The organism is Streptomyces sp. NPDC014995 (assembly GCF_043080745.1).
Classification (GTDB): Bacteria; Actinomycetota; Actinomycetes; order Streptomycetales; family Streptomycetaceae; genus Streptomyces.
On the sequence record NZ_JBIBVX010000005.1, the window covers coordinates 332,239 to 356,510 of the forward strand.

Annotated in this window: 20 protein-coding genes; 2 read left to right on the forward strand and 18 right to left on the reverse strand. The window is 70.2% G+C overall.

Annotated elements, in window-relative coordinates:
- Positions 1-66: 66 nt before the first annotated feature.
- From glyA to ACF1A1_RS13275, 9 genes are all read right to left on the reverse strand, one after another.
- Positions 67-1,329, reverse strand: a complete 1,263-nt coding sequence (gene glyA / locus ACF1A1_RS13235; protein WP_391999484.1) for a serine hydroxymethyltransferase — start codon at positions 1,327-1,329, stop codon at positions 67-69.
- Positions 1,326-1,502 carry a hypothetical protein gene (locus ACF1A1_RS13240; RefSeq protein ID WP_391999486.1) on the reverse strand — a complete coding sequence of 59 codons (177 nt, stop codon included), beginning with the start codon at positions 1,500-1,502 and terminating at the stop codon, positions 1,326-1,328. Before ACF1A1_RS13240 ends, glyA begins: the two co-directional genes overlap by 4 nt.
- A complete protein-coding gene (locus tag ACF1A1_RS13245) occupies positions 1,499-2,680 on the reverse strand; it encodes an NAD(P)/FAD-dependent oxidoreductase (protein WP_391999488.1) in 1,182 nt (393 codons plus the stop codon). The genes ACF1A1_RS13240 and ACF1A1_RS13245 overlap by 4 nt, the downstream gene beginning before the upstream one ends.
- A gap of 246 nt (positions 2,681-2,926) precedes the next feature.
- Positions 2,927-4,060 carry an aromatic ring-hydroxylating dioxygenase subunit alpha gene (locus tag ACF1A1_RS13250; RefSeq protein ID WP_391999489.1) on the reverse strand — a complete coding sequence of 378 codons (1,134 nt, stop codon included), beginning with the start codon at positions 4,058-4,060 and terminating at the stop codon, positions 2,927-2,929.
- A 20-nt stretch (positions 4,061-4,080) separates the two neighbouring features.
- Complete coding sequence (solA, locus tag ACF1A1_RS13255) at positions 4,081-5,229, reverse strand: N-methyl-L-tryptophan oxidase (protein ID WP_391999491.1); 1,149 nt, start codon at positions 5,227-5,229, stop codon at positions 4,081-4,083.
- Positions 5,213-5,713 (reverse strand): FAD-dependent oxidoreductase, encoded by a 501-nt coding sequence (locus ACF1A1_RS13260; RefSeq protein ID WP_391999493.1) that lies wholly within the window; start codon positions 5,711-5,713, stop codon positions 5,213-5,215. The genes solA and ACF1A1_RS13260 overlap by 17 nt, the downstream gene beginning before the upstream one ends.
- Positions 5,714-5,796: 83 nt before the next feature.
- Entirely contained in the window at positions 5,797-6,321 is a 525-nt protein-coding gene (locus ACF1A1_RS13265) for an MBL fold metallo-hydrolase (protein ID WP_391999495.1), read from the reverse strand.
- Positions 6,318-7,403 carry an S-(hydroxymethyl)mycothiol dehydrogenase gene (locus tag ACF1A1_RS13270; RefSeq protein ID WP_391999497.1) on the reverse strand — a complete coding sequence of 362 codons (1,086 nt, stop codon included), beginning with the start codon at positions 7,401-7,403 and terminating at the stop codon, positions 6,318-6,320. The genes ACF1A1_RS13265 and ACF1A1_RS13270 overlap by 4 nt, the downstream gene beginning before the upstream one ends.
- A 204-nt stretch (positions 7,404-7,607) precedes the next feature.
- A complete protein-coding gene (locus tag ACF1A1_RS13275; RefSeq protein ID WP_391999498.1) occupies positions 7,608-8,519 on the reverse strand; it encodes an MFS transporter in 912 nt (303 codons plus the stop codon).
- Between the two features lie 139 nt (positions 8,520-8,658).
- On the opposite strand from ACF1A1_RS13275, the gene purU reads away from it, so the two are divergent.
- Together purU and ACF1A1_RS13285 are read left to right on the forward strand one after the other, a co-directional pair.
- The gene (gene purU / locus ACF1A1_RS13280) at positions 8,659-9,531 is read left to right on the forward strand and encodes a formyltetrahydrofolate deformylase (protein WP_391999500.1); all 873 of its coding nucleotides are present in this window, start codon (positions 8,659-8,661) and stop codon (positions 9,529-9,531) included.
- A gap of 113 nt (positions 9,532-9,644) precedes the next feature.
- Positions 9,645-10,442, forward strand: coding sequence for an IclR family transcriptional regulator (locus tag ACF1A1_RS13285; protein ID WP_391999502.1), 798 nt, complete (start codon positions 9,645-9,647; stop codon positions 10,440-10,442).
- Here the strand turns inward: ACF1A1_RS13285 and folP are convergent.
- The 9 genes from folP to ACF1A1_RS13330 all read right to left on the reverse strand — a co-directional run bounded on the left by folP (position 10,430) and on the right by ACF1A1_RS13330 (position 24,258).
- The gene (gene folP / locus ACF1A1_RS13290) at positions 10,430-11,302 is read right to left on the reverse strand and encodes a dihydropteroate synthase (protein WP_391999634.1); all 873 of its coding nucleotides are present in this window, start codon (positions 11,300-11,302) and stop codon (positions 10,430-10,432) included. The genes ACF1A1_RS13285 and folP overlap by 13 nt on opposite strands.
- 199 nt (positions 11,303-11,501) lie before the next feature.
- Complete coding sequence (locus ACF1A1_RS13295) at positions 11,502-12,104, reverse strand: sarcosine oxidase subunit gamma (protein ID WP_391999503.1); 603 nt, start codon at positions 12,102-12,104, stop codon at positions 11,502-11,504.
- Complete coding sequence (locus ACF1A1_RS13300; protein ID WP_391999505.1) at positions 12,097-15,357, reverse strand: sarcosine oxidase subunit alpha family protein; 3,261 nt, start codon at positions 15,355-15,357, stop codon at positions 12,097-12,099. The genes ACF1A1_RS13295 and ACF1A1_RS13300 overlap by 8 nt, the downstream gene beginning before the upstream one ends.
- A gap of 12 nt (positions 15,358-15,369) precedes the next feature.
- Positions 15,370-16,602 carry a sarcosine oxidase subunit beta family protein gene (locus ACF1A1_RS13305; protein WP_391999506.1) on the reverse strand — a complete coding sequence of 411 codons (1,233 nt, stop codon included), beginning with the start codon at positions 16,600-16,602 and terminating at the stop codon, positions 15,370-15,372.
- 70 nt (positions 16,603-16,672) lie between these two features.
- A complete protein-coding gene (locus ACF1A1_RS13310; protein WP_391999507.1) occupies positions 16,673-17,533 on the reverse strand; it encodes a bifunctional methylenetetrahydrofolate dehydrogenase/methenyltetrahydrofolate cyclohydrolase in 861 nt (286 codons plus the stop codon).
- A gap of 36 nt (positions 17,534-17,569) precedes the next feature.
- Complete coding sequence (locus ACF1A1_RS13315) at positions 17,570-20,008, reverse strand: FAD-dependent oxidoreductase (RefSeq protein WP_391999509.1); 2,439 nt, start codon at positions 20,006-20,008, stop codon at positions 17,570-17,572.
- A 181-nt stretch (positions 20,009-20,189) separates the two neighbouring features.
- The gene (locus ACF1A1_RS13320) at positions 20,190-21,158 is read right to left on the reverse strand and encodes an ABC transporter substrate-binding protein (protein ID WP_391999511.1); all 969 of its coding nucleotides are present in this window, start codon (positions 21,156-21,158) and stop codon (positions 20,190-20,192) included.
- 14 nt (positions 21,159-21,172) lie between these two features.
- Positions 21,173-23,173 (reverse strand): ABC transporter permease, encoded by a 2,001-nt coding sequence (locus ACF1A1_RS13325; RefSeq protein ID WP_391999512.1) that lies wholly within the window; start codon positions 23,171-23,173, stop codon positions 21,173-21,175.
- Positions 23,173-24,258: a glycine betaine/L-proline ABC transporter ATP-binding protein gene (locus ACF1A1_RS13330; protein WP_391999514.1), complete on the reverse strand. Its 1,086-nt coding sequence runs from the start codon at positions 24,256-24,258 to the stop codon at positions 23,173-23,175. The genes ACF1A1_RS13325 and ACF1A1_RS13330 overlap by 1 nt, the downstream gene beginning before the upstream one ends.
- Positions 24,259-24,272: the final 14 nt, after the last annotated feature.

Below are 24,272 nucleotides of genomic sequence, written 5' to 3' on the forward strand. Positions count from 1 at the left end.
CACACTCCGGTGGGATTGGCGGGGCGTGACGAACGGTCACGGCACGCCCCTGCGGGAAGTTGTCGGTTACAGGCCGGGGTACAGCGGGTGCTTGTCGGCCAGGGCCTTGACCCGGGCCTTGAGCGCTTCGGCGTCGTAGGACGGCTTGAGCGCCTCGGCGATGACGTCGGCGACCTCGGCGAAGTCCTCGGCCTGGAAGCCGCGGGTGGCCAGCGCCGGGGTGCCGATGCGCAGGCCTGACGTCACCATCGGCGGGCGCGGGTCGTTCGGGACGGCGTTGCGGTTGACGGTGATGCTGACCTCGTGGAGGCGGTCCTCGGCCTGCTGCCCGTCCAGCTCCGACTGGCGCAGGTCGACCAGGATCAGGTGCACGTCGGTGCCGCCGGACAGCACGTTCACCCCGGCTTCACGAGCATCCGACGCGGTCAGCCGTTCGGCGAGGAGCTGCGCGCCCTCGACCGTGCGGCGCTGGCGCTCCTTGAACTCCTCCGACGCGGCGACCTTGAAGGAGACCGCCTTGGCCGCGATCACATGCTCCAGCGGGCCGCCCTGGAAGCCCGGGAAGACCGACGAGTTCAGCTTCTTCGCGAAGTCCGTGCTGCGAGCGAGGATGATCCCGCCGCGCGGCCCGCCGAGGGTCTTGTGCGTGGTGGAGGTGACCACGTCCGCGTACGGCACCGGGTTCGAGTGCAGGCCGGCCGCGACCAGACCGGCGAAGTGCGCCATGTCCACCCACAGGTACGCGCCGACCTCGTCGGCGATCCGCCGGAACTCGGCGAAGTCCAACTGCCGCGGGTACGCCGACCACCCGGCGATGATCACCTTCGGCCGGTGCTCCTTCGCGAGCCCCTCCAGCTCCGCCATGTCGACCAGACCGGTCTCCGCGTCCACGTGGTACGGAACGACGTTGAACTGCTTGCCCGAGAAATTGATCTTCATGCCGTGGGTCAGGTGGCCGCCATGGGCCAGGTCCAGCCCCAGGATCGTGTCGCCGGGCTGGGCCAGCGCGAACAGAGCCGCCTGGTTGGCCGAAGCGCCGGAGTGGGGCTGCACGTTGGCGTACTCGGCGCCGAACAGCTCCTTGACCCGGTCGATGGCGATCTGCTCGGCGACGTCGACGTGCTCACAGCCACCGTAGTAACGACGGCCCGGGTAGCCCTCGGCGTACTTGTTGGTCAGCACCGAACCCTGCGCCTCCAGCACGGCGACGGGCGCGAAGTTCTCCGAGGCGATCATCTCCAGGGTCGACTGCTGACGCTCCAGCTCGGCGTCGACCGCGGCGGCCACCTCCGGGTCGAGCTCGTGCAGGGGCTGGTTGAACAGGGTCATCGGCGGTCTCCTTGGGTGTGGGCGCAGTGGGCGGCGTAGGCATCTGGGGTCAGCCACGCGTGGTCCCAGGTGTAGCGGAGGTGCCGCGGAACGCTCATGGCGGTCTCCCCCACCGACTCCCTGTGGGCGGTCTTCCCCGCGGGCTCCAGGGGGAGTTGGGGCGCGGAGCTCATGACACGACGGCCGCGGCGGCGGGGACGAGGGTGCGGCGGAGCCGGTTGAAGAACTTCGGCTGGTTGAGGGAGAGCACGGCGACGGGGGTGCCCTCGCGCCGGTAGACGGCCGTGAAGGTGCGGCTGTCGATGTCGCCCTGGACGACCTCGGGCTCGGCGCCCGGGGCGACGTGTCCGGCGACCTGGATGCGCACCTGGTACTGGTCGGACCAGAAGTACGGCGGGATGAGAGGGGCCTCGGCCGGCACACCGGTCAGCAGCGTGCGAGCGGCGGTCTTCGCCTGCTCGGTGGCGTTGCTCCAGTGCTCGATGCGGGCGTGCCGTCCGGTGAACGGGTTGGGACAGCGGGCGACGTCACCGACGGCGACCACGCCCGGTACGCCGGTCGCACAGCCGGCGTCGCACACCACGCCGTCGTCCACCTGCACACCGGAGCCGACGAGCCAGTCGGTGTTGGGCCACACGCCCACGCCGGCCACGACGATGTCGGCGGGCAGCACCCGCCCGTCCGCCAGCCGTACGCCCGTGACCCGGCCCTCGCCGATCAGTTCCGCCACGCCGGATCCGCACAGCAGCCGGACCCCGTGATCGCTGTGGAGCGAGGAGACCACCAGGCCCATCTCACGCCCGAGCTGACGCTCCAGGGGAACAGGGAGCGCCTCGACGACGGTGACGTGGAGTCCGAGCCGGTGCGCGGTGGAGGCCACCTCGGCGCCGATGAACCCGGCGCCGATGACGACGACGCGGGGCAGGCCGTCGAGCAGTTCGGCGCGCAGGGCCTGGGCGTCCTCCAGGGTGCGCAGGGTGTGGACGCCCGCCAGCCCGTCCGTGCCGGGGAGGGTGCGGGGGGTGGCGCCGGTCGCGATGACGATGCCGTCGGTGCGCACGTGCCGTCCTCCGGCCAGGGTGACGCTGCGGGCGACGGGATCGAGCCGTACAGCGCGCTCGCCGAGCAGCCACTGCGCGTCCAGGACCTCGTACTCGTCCGCGTCGCCGAGCGCGAGTCCCTCGGCGCCGATGTCGCCCTTGAGGAAGTCCTTGGACAGCGGCGGGCGGTCGTAGGGAGCGTGGCGCTCCTCCCCCACCACGACGATCTCGCCGTCGTAGCCCTCTGCGCGCAGCGCGCGAACCGTGCTCAGGCCTGCCAGCGACGCTCCGACGACGGTGATGCTCCTCATGCCGGCTCCAGACGGGAGTTGTCTCAGATAGCACAACGACAATCGCTATACGCAACATGCTTTCCGCGCGGTGCGGGCATTGTCAAGGGAGGCGTCGCCTATCAATTTCTGATGATGCTCGACGTTGCGCGATTCGCAACGTCGGCGGGACGGATAGCGGGTTCGTCCATGACAGCCCACTGGCCCGCCCACCTGCCGGAGGGGCCGCAACAGCAGGTGGACGGGCGGCACCGGGGGTGGGGCGGGTCAGTGTGCGGGGCCCAGCCCGAGCTTGTTCTGCAGCCAGGTGTGGAACTCGCCGATGTGATGCTCGCTGGGCACCAGCACGCCGCCCTTGGCGTACGCCTTCGAGCTCATCGCCGGCTGGGTGCGCTCACAGGCGTCGAAGTCCTGCTGGTTGACCCGGTGGAACAGTTCCACCGAACGCTCCACGTCCTTGCCGCTCTCCACGACGTGCGGCAGGTACAGCCAGTCGCACTCGACGACCGTGCGGTCGGGTGCCATCGGGTACATCCGGTGGAAGATCACATGGTCGGGTACGAGGTTGATGAAGACCTGCGGCCTGACGGTGATCGCGTAGTAGCGGCGGTCCTGGTCCTCGGCGACCCCCGGGATGCGGTCCAGGCCCTCGGAGCCGTCGACGGTGAAGCCCTGGATCTCCTGACCGAACTCGGCACCGTGGCCGACGTAGTACTGGGCCGCATAGCCGTCCGCGAACTCCGGCAGCACTTCGGTGAGTTCGGGGTGGATGGTGGCGCAGTGGTAGCACTCCATGAAGTTCTCGATGATGAGCTTCCAGTTCGCCTTCACGTCGTACGTGATACGGCGGCCCACCTGGAGGTTCTCGATTCCGTAGCGCTCGATCGACTCGACGTCGCCGAGCCGCTCGACGACCGCGCCCAGCACGTCCGCCTCGAAGGACGGCGGCTCGTCGGCGAGGCACACCCACAGATAGCCGAGCCACTCCCGCACGTGGACGTTGATCAGGCCGTACTCGGTCCGGTCGATGTCCGGCATCGAGGTCAGGTTGGGCGCGGCGACCAGCTTGCCGTCCAGGCCGTAGGTCCAGGCGTGGTACGGACACTGGAAGGCACGCTTGACCTCGCCGGACTCCTCGGTGCAGAGCTTGGCGCCGCGGTGCCGGCAGATGTTGAGGAACGCCTTGATCGAGCCGTCCCTCGAGCGGGAGATCAGCACGCTCTCGCGGCCCACCTGGTAGGTGCGGAAAGCCCCGGGCTTGTCCAGCTCGGCGGCGCGGGCCACGCAGAACCACATGGCCTCGAAGACCCGCTCCTGCTCCTGAGCGAAGACCTCGGGGTCGGTGTAGTACTCGCCGGACAGCGTGGGGATCAGGCTGGGCGGCAGGTTCGTGATGGTCATCGTGTCACCTTCGGAAGATGTCAGACGCGCACGCGGCGGGGATCGAACAGGGCAATGGGGTGGTCGGTGGTGCCTTCGATGGCAAGGTCGGCGAGGATCTCGCCGATGACGGGGACGAACTTGAACCCGTGGCCGGAGAAGCCGCAGGCCACGATCACCTGCGCATGTTCAGGGTGCCGGGCGAGGACGAAGTGCTCGTCCGGGGTGTTGGCGTACATGCAGGCCGCGCCCTTGAGGAAGCGGCCGGGCAGGGTCGGGATGCGCGGGCGCAGATAGTCGGCCATGGCCACGATCTCGTCCGGGTGGATCCGGCGGTCGAGATGGTCGGGGTCGCAGGCGCCGCCCTTGCGGAAGAAGGCGACCTTGGCGCCGCCGTCCGGGCCGTCGAGTGAGGGGAAGCCGTAGATCTGGGTGCCGTCGGGGTCCTCCCAGATGTAGACGGGGTGCCGTTCGGCGCTGAACGGGCGGACTCCGCCCTCGGGTTGGAACCAGTACATGACCTGGCGCTCCACCGTGACGCGCACGCCGAGGCCGGAGAGCAGCTTCGGCGCCCACGCCCCGGGGGCGATGACCAGCCGGTCGGCCGTGTAGGCGCCACGGTCGGTGACCACCCAGGCCTTGCCGCCCGGGCCGTCGGCCTCCCAGTCGAGGACGAGTTCCGCGAAGTGCAGGTCGGCGCCGTGGGCCCGGGCCAGGTCCAGATGGGCGGCGACGGTCGCCTCGGGCCGGGCGATGCCGGCCCTGCGCTCGTAGAAGGCGACGTCCTCGGCCGCCGGGTTGAAGGTGGGGAAACGGCGCCGGATGTCGGCGGCGCCCAGGACCTCGTGGTCCAGGCCCCACTCATGGGCGCTGCGCAGGGTGCCGGCGAAGGCCTCGCTGTCCTCGCGGCCGATCATGAGACCGCCGGTCTCGGTGAAGACCTCCCGCCCGGAGTCGACGGCGAGCTTCTCCCACAGTTCGCGGGCGCGCAGCAGCAGCGGTACGTAGGCCGGGTCCTCGAAGTAGGCCTGCCGGTAGATACGGGAACCGCCGTGGCTGGAGCCGAGGTTGTGGGCCGGGCCGAAGCGCTCGATGCCGAGCACGCGCCGGCCGCGGGCGGCGAGGTGACAGGCGGCCGCGCTGCCCATCCCGCCCAGACCGACGACGATCACGTCATACGAAGTGGCCATGTGTCCATCTCCTGGGAATCTTGCCGATGAGGGTGTGGTGCTGCCGGTGGCCCGGGGCCCGTTCAGCGGCGTATGCGTGACATCTCGGGGTCGAAGAGGGGCTCGGCGGCGGTGACGGCCGGACCCTGGCGCCGAAGCACTCGATCCCCACCGGGGTTCCGGGTGCGGCGTGTTCGGCGGGCAGCCAGGCGTACGCGATGGGCGCGCCGATCGTGTAGCCATAGGCGGCGCTGGTCACACAGCCGACCGGGCGGCCGTCCACGTACACCGGTTCGTGCCCCATCACCACGGACTGCTCGTCCTGGACGACCAGCGGGGTGAGCCGGCGGGTGACTGGGGCTTGCGAGGTGGAGCCGCCCGTGGCGAAGAGGGGGCCCTGCTCCAGAACGGTGACGTCCGTCCAGCCGCGTGCGGTCAGTTCGTCGCTGAGTGCGCATCCGACGATGCCGGCGCCGATGATGACCACCTTCGGCTGTGCCGCCATGGTCCTCCTCCAGGTTCGCAGTGCGGTGACGGGCCTTCGTAGTGCGGTGTGGGTCCTTGGGCGGGCGGTGCGGCGACGGTCGGTCAGTGGCCGCGGGCGATCCACTCGTCGAGGCGGGGCGCCTCGGCCCCGATCGTGGTGCCGAAGTCAGAGAAGGAGCGGCCGGTGGCTCCGGGGCCGCTCTGGAAGAGGGTGTCGCCGGAGAACACGGCGCCCGGTTCCGGCGCGTACAGGCAGACGGAGCCGGGCGAGTGCCCGGGGGTGTGCAGCACCTGGAGCTCCGTGCCGGCCACGGTCAGGTCCTCGCCGTCGATCAGCTCCCAGAAGCCGGGCACCCGCATGCCGTGCACCGTCTTCCAGAGCACGGCGTCGGCCGGGCGGAGCAGGATCGGCGCACCGTGGCGGGCGGCCAGGTCCGGAGCGGCGCCCTCGTGGTCGCTGTGGGCATGGCTGCACACGACGGCGATCAGGTCGGGGGCGTGGGCGGCGTCGATGACGAGGACCTCGTCGTCGACGCCGACGAGCCAGACGTTGTTGTCGACCTCCGAGCTGACGCCGTCCAGTTCGAAGGTGCCGGAGGTGACGAGGCGTTCGATGCGCGCGGTCACAGGACCACCACCGAGCGCAGGACGTCACCGTGGTGCATCTTGGCGAACGCGGCCTCCACGTCGTCCAGGGTGACTGTCTCGGTGACGAACTCACCCAGATCGAAGCGGCCCTGGAGGTAGAGGTCGATCAGGGCGGGGAAGTCCCGGGAGGGCAGGCAGTCGCCGTACCAGGAGGACTTCAGCGCCCCGCCGCGGCCGAAGACGTCCAGCAGCGGCAGGTCGAGGGTCAGTTCCGGAGTGGGGACGCCGACCAGGACGGCGGTGCCGGCCAGGTCGCGGGCGTGGAAGGCCTGCTCGAAGGTCTCGGGGCGACCGACCGCGTCCACGACGACGTCGGCGCCGAAGCCGCCGGTCAGCTCACGGATCGCCGCGACGGCGTCGGTCCGGGAGGAGTCGACGGTGTCGGTGGCGCCGAACCGCTCGGCCCACTTCAGCTTCCGCTCGTCAACGTCGACAGCGATGATCCGGGAGGCGCCGGCCACCTTGGCGCCCGCGATCGCGGCCATGCCCACGCCGCCGCAGCCGATCACCGCGATCGAGTCGCCGCGCCCCACGCCGCCGGTGTTGACCGCGGCACCGAACCCGGCCATCACTCCGCAGCCGAGCAGGCCGGCCGCGGCGGGCGAGGCCGTCGAGTCGACCTTGGTGCACTGGCCGGCGGCGACCAGGGTCTTCTCGGCGAAGGCGCCGATGCCGAGGGCGGGGGACAGCGGCGTGCCGTCGGCGAGGGTCATCGGCTGCGTGGCGTTGTGGGTGGCGAAGCAGTACCACGGCCTGCCCTTGCTGCAGGACCGGCAAGTGCCGCAGACGGCACGCCAGTTGAGGATGACGAAGTCGCCGGGCGCGACGTCGGTGACGCCCTCGCCGACCGCCTCGACGACACCCGCCGCCTCGTGGCCGAGCAGGAAGGGAAACTCGTCGTTGATCCCGCCCTCGCGGTAGTGCAGGTCGGTGTGGCAGACGCCGCAGGCCTGCACCCGCACCAGCGCCTCACCGGGGCCGGGGTTCGGCACCAGGATGGTCTCCGCCGAGACCGGTGCACCCTTCTTCCGGGCGACGACGGCGCGTACCTCGTGTGTCACGGTGGATCTCCTCGTCGAGGGGACGGCCGAATGCGATCTTCGGGGTCTTCGGCCTGATGTTCTGGATGGCGGGAGGACGCCGATCGCCGACCGGAGCGGTCGGCGGGACAGGGGTGGGATGCATGCGTACGTAGTTGCTTATTAAGCAACTCTCTTCGCTATAGGCAACGACCGCCCAAACTGTCTCCCCGCGGACACTCACTGTCAAGAGGTTGGCCGCGCGAACTTGCCATGCCGCCGGAACGGACTTCGCAGGCCCGCCGACATGCAGCGACATGCAGCCGGCCGGCTGCATGTCGCCCGGTTCGGTGCCCTGTCCGGCCAGGACCGACCCAGCCCGCTTTCGCGCAGGCTGTCGCGTCGCTCCCCACTGCCCGACCCGGGCTGCGTGGAGCCGGGTACGACCACACGATGACGAGGCGGCGCTCCACCCGGTCCACCAGGCGCAGCGCGGGGATACAGCCCAGTACGAACACGACGCTGATCAGCGCCGAGCCGGGATTGCTCTCGTTGCCCGCCCCCAGCCCGGAGGAGCCAGGATGGACGGGCCGAAGGTGAACACGGCGAACATCGGCGCGATCCGACACATGCAGACCCGCAGAACAGGGTCCGCCTCAGACAAGCGCCCTGGAACAGGTCACGGAACCGGTTCTGCTGCACCGGCTGTTCGGCCACCGAGGCCGCCAGCAGTTCCTCGACCGGGACGGTGCGGTCGAGGGCTTTCCTGATCGCTTTCTGGGCGTCGGCCGTACGGCCCTTGTTGACCAGCCGGAGCGGCGACTCCGGCGTACCGATACGCGTCAGCAGGATCAGCGCGCTCAGTACGGCACCCGAGGCGAGCATCCACCGCCAGGAGCCGTTGCCCGCGATCTCGGACATCACACAGCCCACCGCATTGGCGGCCGCCGCACCGACGTACCAGGCCAGGATGAGGATGCCCAGCAGCCGGCCCCGGTGTTTGTCGGGCACCCATTCGGCCGGCAGCGATGTCGCGATCGGGTAGTCGGACCGACGATGCCGAGCAGGTAACCGTCCAGGAACGGGCCGCCGGCGCAGGCCCAGGTGAGTTTTCGGTGGAACTTGTTCAGGGGTGCCTCGCCGACGGCTTATACGCAACCGAGCATCGACGGCGTTTCGCCGTCAAGACAGGGCGCCGACCCTCTTACCGGCCCTTGACGATGCCTCACCCCGTCCGCATGATGTTGCACATAGCTCACAGTGTTGCGTAATACGCATCTAATGACGGAGGAAGGCAATGTCTCCTCGACCGCAGCCCGGCCGTGAGTTCGTTCTCACGCTCTCCTGCCCCGACCAGGCCGGTCTCGTCCACACCGTGACCACCTTTCTCGTCAGCCACTCCGGCAACATCCTGGAGAGCCAGCAGTTCGACGACCGGCTGCAGGACCGCTTCTTCATGCGGGTCCACTTCGACGTCCCGGATCCCGGCATCTCCCTGGAGGGCCTGCGCACCGGCTTCGGTCCGGTCGGCCAGGCATACGGGATCACCTGGCAGCTGCACGACGCCTCAACCCCGACGCGCACGCTGATCATGGTGTCGAAGTTCGGCCACTGCCTGAACGACCTGCTCTTCCGCAAGTCCACGGGCGCGCTCAACATCGAGATTCCCGCGATCGTCTCCAACCACCGTGACTTCGAGCCCCTGGCGCAGAGCTACGGCATCCCCTTCCACCACGTCCCGGTGACCCAGGAGACCAAGGACCAGGCCGAGGCACGGCTGCTGGAGCTCGTGCGCGAGCTGGACATCGACCTGGTGGTGCTGGCCCGCTACATGCAGATCCTCTCCGACGACCTGTGCAAGCAGCTCGACGGCAAGGCCATCAACATCCACCACTCGTTCCTGCCGAGCTTCAAGGGGGCCCGGCCCTACGTCCAGGCGCACCAGCGCGGCGTGAAGCTCGTCGGGGCCACGGCCCACTACGTCACGCCCGACCTCGACGAAGGCCCGATCATCGAGCAGGACGTCGTCCGCGTGGACCACTCGCGCGACCCCGACGAGCTGGTCACCATCGGCCGCGACGTCGAGGCGCAGGTGCTCGCCCGCGCCGTCGAGTGGCACAGCGAGAGCCGTGTACTGGTGAACGGGAACTGCACGGTCGTCTTCCGCTGAGGAACGGACACCCCTAGAGTGCGCGGAGGCTGTCGGCGTCAAGTACCCAACCGGCCTCCTCTCGGGTCGCCGCGGCCCCCAGCAACACACCGAGGAATGTACATAGGTGCGCTATGAGCAACTACGCCGCAGATAGCGAAACAACAGGTGCCTCGGCGAACGGCGTGCAGTCCGTCGACCGCGCCGTCAGCGTCCTGGAGATCCTCGCCCAGCGCGGCGAGGCGGGCGTCAGCGAGGTGGCCGCCGAGATCGACGTGCACAAGTCGACCGCGTTCCGGCTGCTCGGGGCCCTTGAGGCGCGCGGCCTGGTCGAGCAGACCGCCGAGCGGGGCAAGTACCGGCTGGGCTTCGGGATCGTGCGCCTGGCCGGCGCGGTCACGGGGCGCCTGGACATCACCCAGCAGGGCCGGCCGGTGTGCGAGCGGCTCAGCGAGGAGATCGGCGAGACGGTCAACATCGCGGTCCTGCAAGAGCAATTCGCCGTCAACCTCTACCAGGTGCGTGGTCCGGGCGCGGTCGGCACGCACAACTGGGTCGGGCAACTGACCCCGGTGCACGCCACGTCCAGCGGCAAGATCCTCCTGGCCCACCTCTCGGAGAAGGAGCGGGCCGACGTGCTCGCGGCTTCGGGCACGCAGAAGCTGACACCGCACACCCTGACCTCCCAGGCAAGGCTGGAGAAGAATCTCGCCGAGGCGCGGGAGCGGGGGTACGCGGTGGCGCTGGAGGAACTGGAGATCGGGCTGCACGCCGTGGCCGCCCCGATCCGCTCCCACGACGGCGAGGTGATCGCCGCCCTCAGCGCCTCGGGCCCCACGTACCGCTTCACCGAGGAACGCATGCACGAGCTCGCACCCGGGCTGATCAAGGGCGCACAGGAGATCAGCCGACGGATGGGCTATCTGGGCTGAGGCTCCACAGGGACGCTCAGCCCAGCGGCGACCGGGTCGAGGCGGCCGCTCCGACTGCACACCATCTCACTGCCCCAGCGGGCCGTCACGCGTACCGCGTCGGCCGTGGAGGCGACATCGTGCACGCGCAGGCACCAGACGCCCTGCGCGGCGGCGAGCACGGACACGGCGGTGGTGGCGGCGTCGCGCAGCCGCGCGGGGCGGGGTTGTCCCGTCTCCCGGTCCGCCAGCAGACTGCCCAGGAACGCCTTGCGTGACGCGCCCACCAGGACGGGGTGGCCCAGGGCCATGACGTCCCCGAGGCGCCCCAGGAGCCCCCAGTTGTGGTCGGGCGTCTTGGCGAAGCCCAGTCCCGGGTCGACGACCAGACAGCCCGGCGGTATCCCCGCCTCCAGCGCCGCGTCGATCCTGAGGCGCAGTTCGTCGAGCACATCGGTCACGACGTCGTCGTAGACGGCGTTCGCCTGCATGCCGGCAGAGTGTCCACGCCAGTGCATGACGACGTATGGCGTCCCCGCCCGGGCCATCAGCGGCAGCATCGCGGGGTCGGCGAGGCCCCCTGAGACGTCGTTGACCAGCCGCGCGCCCGCGTCCAGCGCACGTGCGGCGACCTCGGCGCGCATGGTGTCGACGCTCACGGTCGCGCCCGCCGCGGCGAGTTCACGGACGACGGGTAGGACGCGTCGCAGTTCCTCTTCGACCGGCGGGCGGGTCGCGCCGGGGCGGGTCGACTCGCCGCCCACGTCCACGATGTCCGCGCCCTGTTCGAGCAGCGCGAGCCCGTGCGTGAGGGCCGCGTCCGCGGCGAACGACAGCCCGCCGTCGGAGAACGAGTCCGGTGTCACGTTCACGACACCCATGACCAGCGACCGGCCGGGGCGTGGCAGCCCGTGCGGGTGCAGTTCGGGCCTTCCGGGGTGCGGTGGGGTGGTGGTGTCAGCCGTGACGGTCACAGGGTCCAGCCTTCGATCGGTGGTGCGAAACTCGGTGCGCAAAGCCCTGTGGGAGCCCCTCGACGGAGCTCCCACAGGCGGAACGGGACAGTCCCGGCCCTGCTGCTCAGACGTATTCCGTCGCCGCGTCGAGCAACCAGTCCGCCAGATAGCCGGCGAACGTCGAGCGCACCAGGACCCAGAATCCGGCCCTCGGATCGTCCCGGGCGACCAGGACGACCTGCGTGCGGCCCAGGGTCGTCTGGGCGCAGCGTCCGGCGCCGAAGACCCGCGGATGCAGATCCAGCCGACAGCCGTGGGCCAGCAGGTCATGGACGCGAGGTCCCGAGACGAGGAGCGTCGTGCGCTGCGCGGAGACGTCGGTGACCGAGACGGGCTCGTCGCCCGCGGCCTCCCGGATCCGGTTCTCCAGATCCCGCTCGCCGCCCGGCGGTCCGACCAGCAGCCACTCGTCCGGGCCGAGCCACAGCGCGGTCAGCTCCCCCGCGCGGACGACGGTGTTCGGCTGGAGCGGCAGTTGCAGGTCCAGGGCGAGCCCGACGGCTTCCGCCGCGGCTCCCTTGGCGTCCAGGCGAACGTTGAGCTGGGCCAGGAAGGGAAGTTCGGCCAGCCGGATCGCACCCCCGGACGCGTGGGTCGCGGCGGCCAGCCGGTCGGCGACGCGCGACAGCGGGCTGCGGAGCGGGGCGGTAAGGGCGGTCTCAGCCATCGCGGCGTGCTCCCTCGGGGTCGTAGAGGACAGGGCCGGCCACGGTCACCGGCACCAGTTGGTCACCGACGGGGGCGTACAGCCGCTCGCCGATACGGTCCCGGCCGCCCTTGATCAGGGCGAGCGCGAACGTCCGGCCCAGGGCGGCGCTGCGGTAGCTGGACGTGACATGGCCGAGCATGGGGACGGGCGGGGTCGGCAGCACACCGTCGGCGACCAGGTGGGTGCCTTCCGGGAGGAAGGTCCCCGGGTCCTCGGGGAGCAGGCCGACCAGGTGCTTGCGGTCGTGGCGGGACGTGTCGGCGCGGGCGTGGGACCGCTTGCCGATGAAGTCCGGCTTCTTCTTCGACACCACCCAGCTCATGCCGAGGTCCTGGGGGGTGACGGTACCGTCGGTGTCCTGGCCGATGATGGGGTAGCCCTTCTCGGCACGCAGGACGTGCATGGTCTCCGTGCCGTACGGGGTGATGCCGTACGGGGCGCCGGCCTCGTACACCGCCTCCCACAGGGCGAGGGCCTGCCAAGGTGACACGTTGATCTCGAAGGCGAGTTCACCGGAGAAGCTGATCCGGCAGACCCGGGCCTCGATGCCCGCGACGGTCGTCTCCCGCCAGGCCATGAAGGGGAAGTCGTCGTTGGCCACGGCGAGTTGGGGCGCGAGCGAACCGAGGACCTCGCGGGACTTCGGGCCGACCAGGGCGATCGTGGCCCACTGCTCGGTCACGGAGGTGCAGTGGACCTTCAGCTCGGGCCACTCGGTCTGGAGCCACTCCTCCATCCAGTCGAGTACCGCGGCGGCGTTGCCCGTCGTCGTGGTGACCAGGAAGCGCTCCGGGGCGACGCGGATGACCGTACCGTCGTCGAAGACCATGCCGTCCGGGCGGCACATGACGCCGTAGCGGATCATGCCGACCTTCAGGGTGCTCATCATGTTGGTGTAGAGCCGGTCCAGGAAGACGCCGGCGTCCGGGCCCTGTACGTCGATCTTGCCGAGGGTGGAGGCGTCCATGAAACCGACGCTCTCGCGGGTGGCGGCGCATTCGCGCAGCACAGCCGCTTCCATGTCCTCGCCGTCCTGCGGGTAGTACCAGGGGCGCTTCCACTGGCCGACGTTCTCGAAGAGCGCGCCGTGCGCGACGTGCCACTCGTGGATGGCGGTCGTGCGAACCGGGTCGCTCAGCGCGCCTCGGTCGCGGCCCGCGAGGGCGGCGAAGGAGACCGGGGTGTACGGCGGGCGGAACGTCGTGGTGCCGAGCGCCGAGATGTCCACGCCGAGCAGTTCGGCGACGACACCGCTGGCCAGGACGCCGGAGGTCTTGCCCTGGTCGTTGGCCGTGCCGGCCGTGGTGTAGCGCTTGGTGTGCTCCACCGAGTGCAGGCCGGCGCCGGTCGCACGGGCCAGGTCGTCGACGGTGACGTCGCGCTGGAGGTCGACGAAACGGGGGCCTTCCGCGTCGCCCGGGACGACGTACACGTGCATCGGCGGTGTCTGCCGCGGCTGCGCGGGTACCTCCGGGAGGCGCGGCGCCTCGGGCGTGTAGCCCTCGGCCTCGACGGCGCGGGCGCCTGCGGCCGCGCCCTGTGCCAGGACGGTGGCCGGGTCGAGGGCACCGCTCGCGCTGCCGACGACCTCGACCGCCTGGCGGGTGGTGTCGGGGACGAATGAGCCCAGCGTGTCGTCGTGGCGCAGCTTGCCGCCCGACTGGCTGAACAGGTGCGCCACCGGGTTCCAGCCGCCGGAGACCAGCAGCAGGTCGGCGGCGAACCGGCGCTGCCCGGCGGACTGTCCGTACGGGGCGACGGTCACGGCGGTGAGGCGTGCCTCGCCCTCCGTGCCGATGACGGCGTGCCCGGCCAGCACCTCGATGCCGGCCGCCCTCGCGCGCTCGCCCCATCCGCCCGGTTCGGGGCGGGTGTCGACGATCGCCGCGATGCCCAGGCCGGCCGAGGCCAGGTCCAGCGCCGCCGCGTACGCGCTGTCGTTGGTCGTGAAGACGACCGCGTGGCGGCCGGGCAGGACGCCGTGACGGTTGACGTGGGTGCGGGCCGAGGAGGCCAGCATCACGCCGGGGCGGTCGTTGTCCGCGAAGGCCAGCGAGCGCTCGTGGGCGCCGGTGGCGAGGACGACTCGGCGGGCGCGGATGCGCCAGACGCGTTCGCGGGAGACGTTCTCGGGGGCGTCGGCGCCGAGGTGGTTGGTGCGGCGTTCGACGGCGAGGAGGTGGTTGTCGTCGTAGTAGCCGAAGACGGTGGTGCGGGGCAGGACGCGGACCTCGGGGGCGGCGTCGAGCTGCTCCGTCACTTCCCGCACCCAGCCGAGGTGTTCGGCCGTGCCCAGGAGGCTGCCGCCGGGTTCTGGCTGGTCGTCGGCGAGGATGACGCGGGCGCCGCTGTTCGCTGCCGCTGCCGCTGCCGCGAGGCCGGCGGGGCCGGCGCCCACGATAAGCAGGTCGCAGTGGGCGTGTACGGCGTCGTAGCGGGCCGGGTCGGGTTCCGTGGCGAGGCGGCCCTGGCCGGGGAGGCTGGTGGCCACGAGGCCGTCGTAGAGCTCGACGGTCGTGGCGGGGAGCATGGGCTCCGGGAAGGGCTCCTCGATCTGGATGACCGCGTTGGGCTCTTCGACGCCGGCGGAGAAGATGCCTCGTGGGCGGCCGAGCTTGACGCTGGTGCCTGCCTGGATGACGCCGTTGGCGAGGAGGGCGGAGGCGAGGGTGTCGCCTCGGAAGCCGAGGTATTCGGTGCCGTCGAAGGTGAACGTGAGGGGGGTGTCGCGGTCGATTCGGCCGCGGGTCGCGTGGCGGAACGGCTGAGTTGTCTCGCCCCCGCCGCCCCTAACCGTCCCGTCCTGAAGGGGCTCCGCCCCTTCGACCCCGCCGGCGGCGGCGCCCCCGGACCCCGCTTCGGCCTGAACGGCCTCCTCCTCGAACTCCCCCGGAGGGGGGACCCCCGGACGGGCTGAGAATGCCGGCCTTGGCTCGACAGGTGCCGGGCGTTCCTCGCCCGCCTTGTACACCGCCTGGATCTCGTTCGTCGACGTGTCCCGTACCGCGTTGAACCAGCGGCGGCAGCCCGCCGTGTGGCTCCAGCGCTCGGCGAAGGGGCCCTTCGGGTTGTCGCGGAAGAACAGGTAGCGGGCCCACTCCTCGTCGGAGAGGGACGCCGGGTCCGCCGGGTACGGCACGTGGGCCTGGCCGCCGTAATGGAACTCGGCCTCGTCGCGGGGCCCGCACCACGGGCAGGGGATGAGCAGCATTGGTTCGGCTCCCTAGTGGGCCACCGCGGCCGCGCCGTGCTCGTCGACGAGCGCGCCGGTGGTGAAACGGTCGAGCGAGAAGGGGGCGTTGAGGGCGTGCGGGGTGTCGTGGGCGATGGTGTGGGCGTAGACCCAGCCGACGCCGGGGGTGGCCTTGAAGCCGCCCGTGCCCCAGCCGCAGTTGAGGTAGAGGTTGTCGACGGGGCTGAGCCCGATGATCGGTGAGGCGTCGGGGCTGACGTCGACGATGCCGCCCCAGGTGCGCAGCACGTGGGCGCGGGCGAAGACCGGGAACAGCTCCAGGGCCGCCGACATCTGCTCTTCGATGATGTGGAAGGCACCGCGCTGGGTGTACGAGTTGTACGCGTCGATGCCCGCGCCCATGACCAGCTCACCCTTGTGCGCCTGGCTGACGTACACGTGGACGGCGTTGGACATGACGACCGTGGGGTGCACCGGCTCCAGGAGCTCCGAGACCAGGGCCTGCAACGGGTGGCTCTGGACGGGGAGTTCGATGCCCGCCATGGCCGCCAGGACGGAGGTGTGGCCCGCCGAGCAGAGCGCCACCTTGCCCGCTGCTATGGGGCCGAGGTTGGTCTGGACGCCGACCACGCGGTTGCCGACCACGTCCAGGCCGGTGACCTCGCAGTTCTGGATGATGTCGATGCCGGCGGCGTCCGCCGAGCGGGCCAGGCCCCAGGCGACGTAGTCGTGCTTGGCGATGCCCGCGCGCGGCTGGTACGTGGCGCCCAGGACCGGGTAGCGCACGTCCGGCGAGATGTTGACGATCGGGCAGACCTCCTTGACGCCGTCCGCGTCGAGCCACTCCGCGTCCACGCCGTTGAGGCGGTTCGCCTCGACGCGGCGCACGCTGTCGCGGACGTCCTGGAGGCTGTGGGCCAGGTTCAGCACGCCGCGCTGCGAGAAGAGGATCGGGTAGTCGAGCTCCTCCGCCAGGCCCTCCCAGAGCTTTAGGGCGTGCTCGTAGATGCCGGCGCTCTCGTCCCACAGGTAGTTGGAGCGGATGATCGTGGTGTTGCGGGCCATGTTGCCGCCCGCGAGCCAGCCCTTCTCCAGCACCGCGACATTGGTGATGCCGTGGTTCCTGGCGAGGTAGTGCGCGGTGGCGAGGCCGTGGCCGCCGCCGCCGACGATCACCACGTCGTACGACTTCTTGGGCTCGGGATTACGCCACAGGAAGTCGGGGTGGTCGGGCAGGTCGGCGCCGGGGGTGCGGGGGCTCATCGGACGTCTCCGTCTTCTGGCAGGGCGTCTGCGAGGTGCGGATGCTGCGGGTACTCGGGGGCGTGCGCGTTCATACGGCGGTGGCGTTCCTCTCGGCGGCCTCGACGACGTTGGCCAGCAACATCGCTCGGGTCATGGGGCCTACGCCGCCGGGCATGGGCGCGAGCCATCCGGCGACCTGGGCGGCCTCCGGGTGGATGTCACCGACCAGGCCCTGGTCGGTGCGGGTGATGCCGACATCCAGGACCGCGGCGCCGGGGCGCAGCATGTCCTTGGTGATCAGTCCGGGCGAGCCGGCGGCGGCGATGACGATGTCCGCCTCGCGTACGTGCCAGGCGAGTCCCTTGGTGCCGGTGTGGCAGAGGGTGACGGTGGCGTTCTCGGAGCGGCGGGTGAGGAGGAGGCCGATCGGGCGTCCGACGGTGATGCCGCGGCCGATCACGCAGACGCGTGCTCCGGCGAGCGGTACGTCATGGCGGCGGAGCAGCTCCACGATGCCGCGCGGGGTGCACGGCAGTGGGGCCTCGACGCCCAGGGTGAGCCGGCCGAGGTTGACGGGGTGCAGGCCGTCGGCGTCCTTGGCGGGGTCCATGCGTTCCAGTACGGCGCCGGCGTCCAGGTGGCGCGGCAGCGGAAGCTGGACGATGTAGCCGGTGCACGCCGGGTCGGCGTTGAGCTCGTCGATCGTCTCCTCGACCTGCTGCTGGGAGGCGTCGGCGGGCAGATCCCGGCGGATGGAGGCGATGCCGACCTGGGCGCAGTCGCGGTGCTTGCCGGCGACGTAGGCATGGCTGCCGGGGTCGTCGCCGACCAGAACGGTGCCCAGGCCGGGCGGGCGGCCGTTCGTGGCCGTCAACTTGCCCGCGCGTTCCGCGAGTTCGCGACGGATCGCGGCGGCGGTCGCCTTGCCGTCGAGCAGCTGTGCGTTCACCGGCGGTGTTCCTTCCCTCGGAGTCGACGCGGGGTGTCAGCCACGGAGACGTGACATCGTGGGGTCGAACAGGGGCTCCTCGGCGACGACCGCCTCGACGCGCTGGTCGAAGTAGCCGATGTGCAGGATGGTGCCGGGGGTGGTGAGTTCCGCGGGGAGCCAGGCGTAGGCGATGCCCTTGTCGATGGTGTAGCCGTAGGCGGCGCTGGTGACGTAGCCGACCGCGCGGTCGCCGTCGTAGACCGGCTCCTTGCCCAGGACGACCGACCGCGGGTCGTCGATGGTGAGGCAGGTCAGCTTCCTGCGTACGCCGGTCCTGCGGCGCTCCAGGGCGGCCTTGCCGATGAAGTCGTCCTTGTCGGGCTTGACGGCGAAGCCGACGCCGGCCTCGTAGGGGTCGTGCTCGTAGGTCATGTCGGTGCCGAAGGAGCGGTAGCCCTTCTCCAGGCGAAGGCTGTTGAAGGCGCCGCGGCCCGCGACGATGCCGCCGAGCGGCTTGGCCGCCTGCCACAGCGTGTCCCACAGCTTCAGGCCCTGGTCGGCGGTGGTGTACAGCTCCCAGCCGAGTTCGCCGACGTACGACAGGCGCATCGCGGTGACGGGGACGGAGCCGATGTGTGCGCGCTTGGCCCGGAAGTACTTCAGGCCGTCGCCTGAGAAGTCCTCGTCGGTGAGGGGTTGCAGGACCTTGCGGGCCAGTGGGCCCCACAGGCCGATGCAGCAGGTGCCGGGGGTGATGTCGCGGACCTGGACCGTGCCGTCGGCGGGGAGGTGGCGGGTGAACCAGTCGAGGTCCAGGTTGCCGTTGGCACCGACCTGGAAGAGGTCGCGCCCCAGCCGGGCGACCGTGATGTCGCTGCGGATGCCGCCGTCGTGGTCCAGGAGGAGCGTGTACGTGACCGAGCCGACCGACTTGGCGACCTTGCCGGTGCACAGGCGCTCCAGGAACTCGGCGGAGCCGGGGCCGGTGACCTCCAGGCGCTTGAGGGCCGTCATGTCGTACATCGCGACGGTCTCGCGGGTGACCTGGGCCTCGGCGCCGACGACGGGCGACCAGAACTGGGCGGCCCAGTCGTTCGGGGTCGGGATGGAGCGGCCTTCGACCAGGCCCGCGTTGGCCTCGTACCACTGCGGCCGCTCCCAGCCGTTCGCCTCCAGGAAGAAGGCGCCCAGCTCCTGCTGGCGGGTGTGGAAGGGGCTGGTGCGGATCGGGCGCGGCTCACCCGAGGGCTGGAGGGGGTGGAGGATGTCGTAGACCTCGACGAAGTTCTGGCAGTCGCGGGCCAGGACGTACTCCGGGGCCAGCTGGTGCGGCTCGAAGCGGTTGACGTCGCACTCGTGCAGGTCGAAGGACGAGCAGTGTCCGTCGACCAGCCACTCGGCCATCGCCCGTCCCACGCCCGCGGAGTGGGTCACCCAGACGGCCTCGGCGATCCAGAAGCCCTTGACGTCCGGGGACTCGCCGAGGAGCGGGAAGTTGTCGGTGGTGAAGGAGAACAGGCCGTTGATGCCCTCCTCGACCTTGGCCTCCTGCGTGGCGGGGAGGAGGGACCGGGTCTCGGTCCAGGCGGGCTCGAAGTCCTCCTCGGTGAACTTCAGGATCGACGGCATCTCGTCGGCCTCGTCCACGGAGAGGATGTCGTCGGCGGTGATGGGCATCGGGCGGTGGCCGTAGTAGCCGATGCCGATGCCGTCGAAGCGGTCGCGGTAGTAGAGGTCGGCGTCCTGGTGGCGCAGGATCGGGCGGACCGCTTCCTCCGTCTGCCCGGCGAGGGCCGGGACGGGGCCGGTCCAGGCGAGCTGGTGGGCCAGCGGGGTCAGCGGCAGGTTCATGCTGACCATGCGGGCGATCTTCGGGCCCCAGATGCCGGCGCAGCACACGACGATGTCGGCTTCCAGATCGCCCTGGTCGGTGCGGACTCCCGTCACCTCGCCGTCGGCCGTCAGGACGTCGAGGACCTCGTGGCGGTCCAGGAAGCGGACGCCGCGCTCGGTGGCCCGACGGATCTGGGCCTCGACGGCGAGGACCGCCTTGGCGAGGCCGTCGGTCGGGACGAGGAGCCCGCCGAGGACCTTGTCCCGGTTGACCAGCGGGTGCCGCTCGACGCACTCGTCGGCGGTGAGGATCCGCGACTCGATGCCCCAGGCGGTGATCCAGCCGTGCCGGCGGTGCAGTTCCCTGAGGCGCTCCGGCGTGGTCGCCACCTCCAGCCCGCCGACCTGGAGGAAGCAGGGCTTGCCGTCGACGTCGAGGGAGCAGAACTTCTCGACGGTGTAGCGGGCCAGTTCCGTCATGGTCTTCGAGGAGTTCGTCTGGAAGACCAGGCCGGGGGCGTGCGAGGTCGAGCCACCGGTGGCGGGGAGCGGCCCCTGGTCGACCACGGTCACCTCGGTCCAGCCCCGCGCCGAGATCTCGTCCGCGAGCGCCGCCCCCACGACGCCCGCTCCGATGATGACCACACGCGGTCCCGCCATCGCCGCACCTCCGGTTGAGTTGCTTTGTGCGCAACATGATTCAAGTTGCGCAACTCAATGTGCCCGCCGTGCAGGTGGGTGTCAAGAGGTCCGGTGACGTGGGACGGCTCGGAGAAAAACAGCAATGCCCGGTGGGCGGTGCGCGTCCGTGCGCACCGCCCGCCGGGCATCCGTGAAGGCCCTACTTGATCCAGGCGTCCACCTTGTCGCGGTTGGCCTCGACCCACTTCTTGGCCGCCGCCTCGGGCTTCATCTTGTCCACCGCGATGTACTTGGCCACGGTGTTCTGGTCGTCGTTCGTCCAGTTGAAGTTCTTCACCAAGTCAAAGGCCGGGCTGCCCGACTTTGCGAACTTCGCACTGACGATCTTGTCGAGTTCGTAGACGGGGTAGTCGCAGGCGACCTTCTCCGCATCGGCGTCACATCCCGCCTTGTACGGGGGCAGGCCGACCTTGACCAGGGGCACCTCGGACAGGAACCACTGCGGCTCGTAGAAGTAACCGATCACCCATTCCTTGTTCTTCTCGGCCTTCCGGAACGCCTGGATGAGCGCGGTCTCGCTGCCCGCGTACACCACCTTGAAGTCCAGCTTCAGGTTCTTCACCAGCGCCTCGTCGTTGGTGACGTACGACGGGTCACCGTCCAGGAGCTGGCCCTTGCCGCCCGACTCGGAGGTCTTGAACTTGGCCGCGTACTTGTTGAGGTTCTTGTAGTCGGTGATGTCCGGGTGGGCCTTCGCCAGCCACGGCGGTACGTACCAGCCGATGACGCCCTTGTTGCCGGTCGAGCCGGCCGAGACGGCGGTCTTCTGGTCGGTGATGTACTTCTTCTTCAGGTCGTCGTGACCCCAGTTCTCCAGGACGGCGTCCACCTCGCCCGTCCCGAAGCCCTGCCAGGCGATCTCCTCCTTCAGGTCCTTCTGGTTGACCTTGCAGCCGAGGTCGTGTTCCGCGACGTACGCGACGACCGCCGCGTCCGCCTCGTAGCCCACCCACGGGTTGACCGCGAGGTTGAAGGTGCCGCATTTGCCGTCGCTGCCGGCACCCGCGGAGCTGTCACCGACCTTCGCACCGCCGCAGGCGGTGAGGGTGAGGCCGAGGACCGCTATGCCGGCCGCGCCGACTCTCCACTGTGTTGCTTGCCTTGCCATGGTCAGTGAACTCCTTACGCGCTGGTACGCCGCGCCGCTGCCTGAGTGATCCGGTCGAACATGACTCCGAGAAGGACGATGGCGAGCCCGGCGGCGAGCCCCTTCCCGAACAACTGACCCTGCGAGAATCCGGCCACGACGTCGTAGCCGAGGGCGCCCGCGCCTACCAGGCCGCCCACCACAACCATCGACAGCACGTAGATGAGGCCCTGGTTGGTCGCGAGGGTCAGGGCGCTGCGTGACATCGGCAGTTGGACCTTGGTGATGATCTGCCAGGTGTTGCACCCGGCGGAGGTGGCCGCCTCCACGGTGGTCTCGGGCACGGCCCGGACCCCGTCCGCGATGATCTTCATCGCGACGGGCGCTCCGTAGACGATCGCGGCGACGATGGCCGTGAAGCGCGTGGGACCGAACAGCGCGAGGAACGGCACGAGATAGACGAACGGCGGCATGACCTGGGCCGCGTCCAGACTGGGCCGGATCACCCGGTCCACGAGCGGACTGCGCCCCATCCACACGCCGAAGACGATGCCGAGCACCATCACGAGCACCGTCGCGACGAGTGTCGACGCGAGCGTCGTCATGGCGTCCGACCACACGCCGGTGCCGACCAGCAGGCCCACGCACACGGCCGTGGTGACCCCGGACCTCCAGCCGCCGAGCACCACGCCGAGCGCGACCAGCACCGCGCCGACGAGCCACCACGGCGAGTCGGTGACCAGCGTCTGGAACGGGTTGAGCAGGCCGTTGGTGATGACGTCGCGGATCGCGTTGGTGAGGCCGGACAGGTTGTCCTGCGCCCAGGCGGTCGCGCTGTCCGCGGCGCTCGCGATGTGGCTGCCGATGGTGCCGTCGCCGGGGAACTCGGCCGCCCACAGGTAGGTGTGCGAGAGGTAGACCAGAACCGCGGTGACCGCCGCGCCGGCTCCCAGCAGGGGCCGCCGCCACGTCACGAAGCGGTTCTTGGAACGCCGTGCGTTCTCTTCCCGTGCGGCGGCCGCGGTCGTGACCCGGTCCAGGACGATCGCCATGACGACGATGGCGAGACCCGCGTTGAAGGCCGTGCCGACGTCGAGCGACTGAAGTGCCTGGACGACGACCGCGCCGAGGCCGGGCGCGTTGATCAGGGCCGCGATGGTCACCATGGCCAGGGCGGCCATGATGGTCTGGTTGACGCCCATCACCACGGTCCGCTTGGACATCGGCAGCAGGACCTTCAGCAGCGACTGCCGGCGTGTGGCGCCCAGTGAGTCGGCCGCCTCGACCGTCGTGGCGGGCACGTTCCGGATGGCGTGCGCGGTGATCCGGATCGCCGGAGGAGCCGCGTAGATGACGGTGGCGATGGTGGCGGAGGCGCCGCCGATGAGGAAGAACAGGGTCAGCGGGGCCAGGTAGACGAAGGTCGGCATCGTCTGCATGAAGTCCAGGAACGGCGTCATGATCCGGTTGAACCGGTCGGACAGCCCCGCCCACACACCCAGCGGAAGCGCGAACAGCAGCGCCACGAACACCGCGCACAGGATGAGCGCCAGGGTGTCCATGCTCTCCTGCCACAGGCCCTGCAGCCCCATGAAGGTGCACCCGGCCACAGCCAGCAGCGCGGCCCGCCAGTTGCCCACGGCCCAGGAGAGGTAACCGGCGATGCCGACGACACCCAGCCAGCCGATCTGCGGGACCGGGCGGGCGCCGGACGGCTGGGAGATCAGCTCCTGGATGAAGATCACCAGGTTGTCGATGACGAGCCGGATCTCGTTGAAGAAGTACAGGAAGAGCGGGTTGGAGTTGCGGTTGGCCCCGATGGAGTCGTTGACGTCGTTGATCCACCGGTGCAGATCGGTGAGGTCGGCCGCCGCCAGGGCGAGGGTCTGCTTGCCGCGCAGTACGGCGAACAGCACCAGCCAGACGACCAGGATCGCGCCGACCACCATGGATCGGCTGACCTTGCGTGTCTCCTTGACGGGAGCGGCCGGCCCGGGTGTCCGCGTCCTCTCGGGTTTCTCGACGGCGACGGTCATCACGCGCCGCCTTCCTGCCCGGCGACCACCGCGAGGATCTCCTCGTCGCCGACGATGCCGAGCAGCTTGCCGTTCTCGACGACCTTGACCGGCTTGTCGGCCGCGAGGACCGCCCGGGTGGCCTCCTTCACCACGACGTCAGGGCCCAGCTCGGGACCGTCCAGAGGGTCACCGTCGGCCGGCGGGCGCATGATCCACCGCAGGGTGAGCACGTCACCGCGCGGCACGTCCTTGACGAACTCGCGGACGTAGTCGTCGGCGGGGGCGCCGACCAGCTCGTCGCCGGTGCCGCACTGGACCATCTTGCCGTCCCGCATGATGAGGATGCGGTCGCCCAGCTTGAGTGCCTCGGAGAGGTCGTGGGTGATGAACACCATCGTCTTGCCGACCTCGTGGTGCAGGCGGATGACCTCGTTCTGCATGTCACGGCGGATCAGCGGGTCGAGTGCCGAGAAGGGCTCGTCGAAGAAGAGCACGTCCGGATCACCGGCCAGTGCCCGGGCGAGGCCGACGCGCTGCTGCATACCGCCGGAGAGCTGGTCGGGGTAGGAGTTCTCGTACCCGGCGAGGCCGACCAGCTCGACGACCTCCTGGGCCCGCTCGGTGCGCTCGGCCTTGCCCATGCCGCGGATCTCCAGCCCGAAGGCCACGTTGTCGACGACACGGCGGTGGGGCAGCAGCCCGAAGTGCTGGAAGACCATGGAGAACTTGCGGCGCCGCAGGTCGCGCAGGCGCTTGTCGTCCGCCTGCCGGATGTCCTCGCCCTCGAAGACGATCTCTCCGGCGGTGGGTTCGATCAGCCTGGTCAGACATCGCACCAGCGTGGACTTGCCGGAGCCGGACAGGCCCATGACGACGAAGACCTCGCCGGGCGAGACGTCGAAGTGGACGTCGCGTACGGCGGCGGTGCATCCGGTACGGTCCATGAGCTCACGGCGGGTGAGGCCGCACAGCTCCTCGGAGTCCGGCACCCGGTCGGCCTTCGGCCCGAACACCTTCCACAGCCTGCGCACGGATATGACCGGGGTGGGGCCCGAGTCCTGAGGCGTGCCGCGCCGCTGCGGCACCTCGGTCTGTGTGGTCACGTTCGACCTTCTTT